Origin of the sequence: Flavobacterium limnosediminis JC2902 (genome assembly GCF_000498535.1) — a bacterium.
Taxonomy (GTDB): domain Bacteria; phylum Bacteroidota; class Bacteroidia; order Flavobacteriales; family Flavobacteriaceae; genus Flavobacterium; species Flavobacterium limnosediminis.
Genome location: NZ_AVGG01000014.1, coordinates 1 through 6,633, shown reverse-complemented (window position 1 = coordinate 6,633; position 6,633 = coordinate 1). Strand labels below are relative to the sequence as shown.

The window sequence follows — 6,633 nt, the reverse complement described above, 5'->3', positions numbered from 1 at the left end:
TGTTTGTGCCGATAAGTTTGCCGTTGTGAAAGTTACCGTTCCAGATGCAGGTAAAACAACAGACGCTGCAGTCCCATTCACGGTATAATTAACCGTTCCGTTAGGTGTTCCTGAAATTGTTATATCCGTTGTGGTTCCCGTACATATTGTAGATGCACCTGATATTGAAATCGAAGCTGTTGGAGACGATAACACATCTACAATTGTTGTGGTGGAACAACCGTTACTATCCACATAAGTAATCGTCGTTGTACCTGCAGAAACTCCGGTTACCAATCCCGCAGCATCAACAGTTGCCACTGAAGCATTCGATGTTGCCCATGCATTCGATGTTGCCGGTGTTCCCGTACCTGTTAACTGAGTGGTCGCACCTATACACGTCGTTAATGTTCCGGATATTGTCGGTAAAGCGTTGATGGTTACAGTCGCCGTTATCAAACATCCGTTGTTGTTAGTATATGTTATTGTAGTGGTTCCGGCAGTAAGTCCACTCACCAATCCGGTATTGTCCACCGTAGCAACTGCTGTGTCAGATGAAAACCATGCTCCTGCTGCTGCCGGTGTTCCCGATCCGGTTAATTGAGTCGCCGAACCAGCACAAGCGGATAAGGTACCGCTTATCGTTGGTAATGCATTTACAGTTATTGTTATCGTATTCGAACAGCCATTGCTATCTGTATAAGCAATGATAACCGTTCCTGCTGAAATTCCGGTAACTAATCCCGCAGCGTCTACTGTTGCAACTGTAGTGTTAGATGAAACCCATGCATTTGAAACCGCTGGTGTTCCCGTTCCGCTTAATTGAGTCGTTCCGTTTGCACAGATTACATTCGAACCACTAACCGTTGGCAAAGCATTTACGGTAAAGATTGCTGTAATCGAACATCCATTACTATCTGTATAGGTTATTGTTGACGTTCCAACTGAAACAGCTGAAATCAATCCGCTCGCATTCACTGTAGCAACTGCCGTATTAGACGATGTCCAAGGAGAAACCGCTGCAGGAATACCAGAACCTGTCAATTGAGAGGTAGAAGAAATACAAGCTGACAATGTTCCCGAAATCGTTGGTAAAGCATTAATGGTAACTGTGGCAGTAACAGAACAACCATTATTGTTGGTATAAGTAATCGTAGCTGATCCTGCACCAACTCCCGTAACTAATCCCGTTGCGTCTATGGTAGCTACCGCTGTATTGGAAGATGTCCATGGATTTGAAGCCGCAGCAGTACCCGAGCCTGTTAATTGGGTAGTTGCACCCTGACAAGCTGTTAATGTTCCGCTAATTGTCGGCAATGCATTAATAGTAACCGTTGCCGTTGTTGAACAACCATTATTGTTAACATATGTAATTGTCGCTGTACCGGCAGAAACTCCGGTTACCAATCCTATAGCATCAACAGTTGCCACTGAAGCATTTGATGTTGTCCAGGCATTTGTTGCTGCAGGCGTTCCCGTACCCGTTAATTGGGTGGTTGCACCTATACATGCCGTTAATGTTCCGGATATTGTTGGTAAAGCGTTGATAGTTACAGTCGCCGTTATCGAACATCCGTTATTATTAGTATATGTTATTGTTGTGGTACCGGCAGATATACCTGTTACTAATCCGGTGGCACTCACCGTCGCAACAGCCGTGTCGGATGAAACCCATGGTGATACTGCCGAGGCTGTTCCCGAACCTGTTAATTGTGTTGTAGCACCAACGCAAGCAGATAATGTACCGCTTATTGTTGGTAATGCGTTTACAGTTATTGTTATAGTATTCGAACAACCGTTATTGTTAGTATAGGTAATAATGGCTGAACCTGCCGATATTCCGGTAACCAATCCTGTAGCATCTACTGTAGCTACCGTTGTGTTAGATGAAACCCAAGCATTTGAAGTTGCTGGTGTTCCCGTTCCGCTTAATTGAGTCGTTCCGTTTGCACAGATTACATTGGAACCGCTAATAGTTGGCAAAGCATTTACGGTAAAGATTGCTGTAATCGAACATCCATTACTATCTGTATAGGTTATTGTTGATGTTCCAACCGATACAGCCGAAACCAATCCGCTCGCGTTCACAGTTGCAACAGCCGAATTAGACGATGTCCAAGGGGAAACCGCTGCAGGAATACCCGAACCTGTCAATTGCGATGTAGAAGAAATACAAGCTGACAATGTTCCCGATATTGTTGGTAAAGGATTTACAGTAACCACTCCTGCCCCAGTTAAACTTGAACAGTTAGTTACCTGATCTGTAATTACTACTCCATAAGCTCCACCGACAGTAGTCGTAAAACCTGGAACATTCCCTGGATCAACAACACCGGCAGGAACCGTCCATGCATAATTATATGTTCCCGGAACACCTGGCACAGCTGTTAAGGTTACCGTACCCCCCTGGCAGGTTGTCGGACTGTTAAGCGTTACAGTTGGTGATGCATTAATTGTAACTGTTGTTGTATTAGAACAACCATTATTATCTGTATAAGTTATTATAGCTGTTCCCGCTGCTACACCTGTCACCAATCCTGATGAATTAACCGTAGCTACGGTTGTATCCGATGATGTCCATGCGTTTGAGGCTGCCGGAGTTCCCGCACCCGTTAATTGCGTTGTGGAACCAATACATGCTGACATTGTTCCGGTTATAGCCGGACGCGGATTTACCACTAACTGAAAAGTAGTCGTCCCAAAAGTACCCGGAGTGCTAACGCTTTCCATTCTGACATATATCGTTTGCCCAGCACTTACAAAATTCTGATTCTGACCAACGGCCGCACCTGCAGGAATTAAAGCACTGTTCAAGTTTGTTCCGTCAGCACTTGCCGCAGTTGTATGATATGTAATCGTATAATCAGCAGGATTTTGACCTCCTAAAATAGGCGTATTTTGCTGCGTTAAATTGAACGATTCCGTACCGTTTCCATCAGTATCACAAACCACTAAATTTGGTGGCTGAACCGGGGTGGCTGTACAACTTCTAACGACCAGATCAAAAGACTGAACCTTTCTACATCCCGTATTTAAATCTTCAACTGCCGTCCAGATAGTTGTTGTAGCAGTGGTACCGGGTGTAGTATAATTTGTTGTACTTCCTGTTATTATGGTAGCATCCGTCCCTTGCGCGCTGGCTTGAGTCGTATGATAACTAAGTACATAATTTGCAGGATTTAGAGGTGCCATTATTGCCGTTCCGTTAGGAGTAAAATCCCAACTATAAGACGCTGGTGTCGGCGATAATTGACAATTGTACAAGGTAGCAGGTACACCAGCAGGTATGTTAACCAGATTAACTGTCGTTTGATCCGTAACCTGATAGGTTACTGATGGACTACAGGAAGGGTAAGTTGCCGTTACCGTATAAGTTGTAGTTGCATTAGGCGCAACAGTAATAGTTTGCGTGTTACCTACAACGTTTCCTAAATTATCCGTCCATTGAAAAGTTGGATTCATCATGACTCCGTTGGGAGTAAATCGCCAAGCTTCGTTATTAGTAATCCAAGTCCCACCATTTCTTCCTGGGGCAGATGTAGCTACTGTTCCTGCTTGATTCTGCACCCCAATTAACCCATTTCCATTTGACCAGGAAACACAAGGATATCGTCTTTTTACATAAACATCAATAATATTAGTTGCTTCATAAAGCACAAGCTGACTCGTTTGCGCCCCCACTGTTGCATCCGAAGAACAACCATACTGTGCAACATTCGCAAAATTCACCACAAAAGCCCGATTTGGATAAGTTCCTACAGTGTAATAATTAATATTTGGTATAGCAAAAGCATTATTAACCGCCGGGTTAATATCCTGAAAAACACCATTAATTGAATTTCTAAAAGGTGCCGCAGCTGCCGCACCTGGATATGGAATAGGTCCTGAATTTACCCAAGTACTGCCACTGTTAGGAGTGTAGAACCCTCCCGGTATAACACCAGCTAGACTAAAAGTCATTACACCATTAGTTGATATCAGACACTGTAAATAACTGTTATTATAAAAACAGAAATTAAAATCCTGAGGTGTTAAACCTTTTAAGTCAACTATCCCCGACCATCTGTCATCAATAGTAAGATTCGTTGCCGAACCAGCCGTTGCTCCAAATGGCGGATTATAAGTTATTGGTGCCACTGCATAACCAGTTTGCTGAAAAATCTGGAAGTAATTGCACGAAAGCGTCACACTCTCCCCGGGATTACATATATCCGGAGCAGAAGTAGTTGTAACTCCAATGTTCCCAGGTGCCTGCGCATTCACAAAGAATGACAAAAACCCAAAGAGGAATAAGAGTAAGTAATTTTTTTTCATAGTATTATAGTTTGGCTGTAAAAAGCAAAAATAACACATATATGTATTAAAAATAAAAAAAAAATCACTTTAACATAACACAAAACATTATTCTTTTGTTAAAAAAATAAAAAAAGACCGCAAAAAGCAGTCTTTTTTTTACAAAATTAAATATTTTAACATTACCGTTTCATCGAAAAATGTGATTTAAATATACGCTGTTCCCTGTTAACACCATCTTTAAATTTAACAGTAAACCAATAATCTGTAGAAGGCAATGGTTGCCCATCATAAGTTCCGTTCCACCCATCACCTGCCGGAGTAATTTGCTTGATTAATTTCCCGTAACGGTCAAAGATTAAAATCTCAGCATCCGGCTGATCCTGTAAATCCCAAATGTTCCAGGTATCATTATACCCGTCACCGTTCGGAGTGAAGAAATGAGGATATCCGATTACAAATACAGTTTTAGTCAAATCAGTACATGCATTCACATCAATCACATGCACTTCATGTAATCCAGGTAAAATTCCTGTGAAAACATTGGAAGTCTGATAAGCACCTCCATCCAATTGGTATTCAAAATTTCCGGAACCTCCTGTCACTATAGCAGTAATGGTTGGATTACCACTGAATGCTTCATTCACATATAAATTCAGGGATTGGCCGGTATACGATTCTGTCACCGTTGCTTCAACAGGTTCTGAGACACATCCCGTTAGTGTATCTGTGGCAAGTACAGAATAAACACCCGCCTGATTCGCAATATAAGTACTGCTTGTTGCTCCCTGTATTTCCACACCATCCAGGAACCACACAAAATCATGACCTGCATTACCCAATCCGGTATCTAACGTATGATTAGATAAAACCGTACCTGTTCCCTGATCCACACAGATGAATCCATCCTGAATTTGAGGTTGTGGTAAAGGATTTACCATAAAAGTAATGGTGATTGGAATACCATTACATCCATTTGCAGACGGCACAATCGTATATATCACTGTACCAGCAGTTGGACCCGTTGTTTTTATCGGCTGACTCACAAATACTGGATTAGCACTACTGCTTCCGTCCGAAGCCCCTGTTACCCCATTCTGAACCACTGTCCATGTAAAGACTGTACCTGGAATATTTGGCATCAATGAAAATTCTGCATTATCACCACTACAAATTTCCGTATCGGATGGACTTCCAAATACCTCCGGTGTCGGATTAACCTTCACCGTTACCGTAATTGATGCTCCCGAACATCCGTTTACATAAGGAGTAATAATATAATCCACCGTTCCCTGTAATAAGGCTACCGTTGATAAAGTCTGATCAATAACACTGCCACTACCTGAAGATGCACCATATACCCCATCCTGAACAACATCCCAGGTAAACGTCATATTCGGCAAATTACCCGTCAACACAATATTAGTAGCTGTCCCTGAGCAAATAATCTGACCGGACGGACTTGCCGTTACAACCGGAATAGGGTTCACAGTAATTGTTACTGTTGTTGGTGTCCCCGGACACCCGTTGGTAACCGGAGTAATCGTATACACAGCTTGTCCTGGAGTATTCCCGGTAACTGTCAGTTCTTGCGACAGGGATGTTCCTGTTCCATTACTTGCACCCGTTACCGATGTCTGAATCACATTCCAATTATACACGGTTCCCGGCAAACCGCTTGCAAAAGCAATAGATGCTGATTCACCAGAACAAATACTGGTAGCAGCCGGAGTGGCACTCATTGTTGCTCTCGGCACCACACTTACAACAACATTCAATGGTGTACCTGAACAACCGTTAAACATCGGGGTTACCGTATAAGTGGCTGTTCCCATTGCATTGCCTGTTGCTGTTAAGATCTGAGAAATAGTACTGCCATTACCCGATGTTCCACCTGAAACACCCACTTGAGTAACTGTCCATGAATAAGTCGTTCCGACAATATTACTGCTTAAAGAAATACTCGTTGTCTGACCCGAACAAATCAATTCTGATGTTGGAGTTGCTGTAGCAATCGGCAATGGGTTTACAGTAATCGTAACCACTATTGCAGTACCAATACATCCATTAGCCGTTGGGGTTACAGTATACACCGCCGTTCCCGTTGTAGTTCCTGACGCGGTCAGCACTTGTGTAATTGTAGCCCCACTCGCATCTGCTGCTCCCGTTACACCTGTCTGAACCACCGTCCAAGTATATGTTGTTCCGGGTACAGCACTTGATAATGCGATACTGGATATCGATCCTGAGCAAATAGTTTGTGATAAAGGTGTCGCAATTGCATTTGGAATCGGATTCACAGTGATTGCACCCGTAGCCGTAGCTGCCGGTGTACATCCTCCTGTGGTGGTTACCGTATAA

At 43.0% G+C, this 6,633-nt stretch carries 2 protein-coding genes; both read right to left on the bottom strand.

The annotated features are described in order from the left end of the window. Positions 1 to 4,293 (bottom strand): beta strand repeat-containing protein (locus FLJC2902T_RS10785; protein WP_035678396.1); only part of this gene is annotated, 4,293 nt, incomplete at its 3' end. Positions 4,294 to 4,454: 161 nt separating this feature from the next. After that, positions 4,455 to 6,633 (bottom strand): PKD-like domain-containing protein (locus FLJC2902T_RS10780; protein ID WP_035678394.1); only part of this gene is annotated, 2,179 nt, incomplete at its 5' end.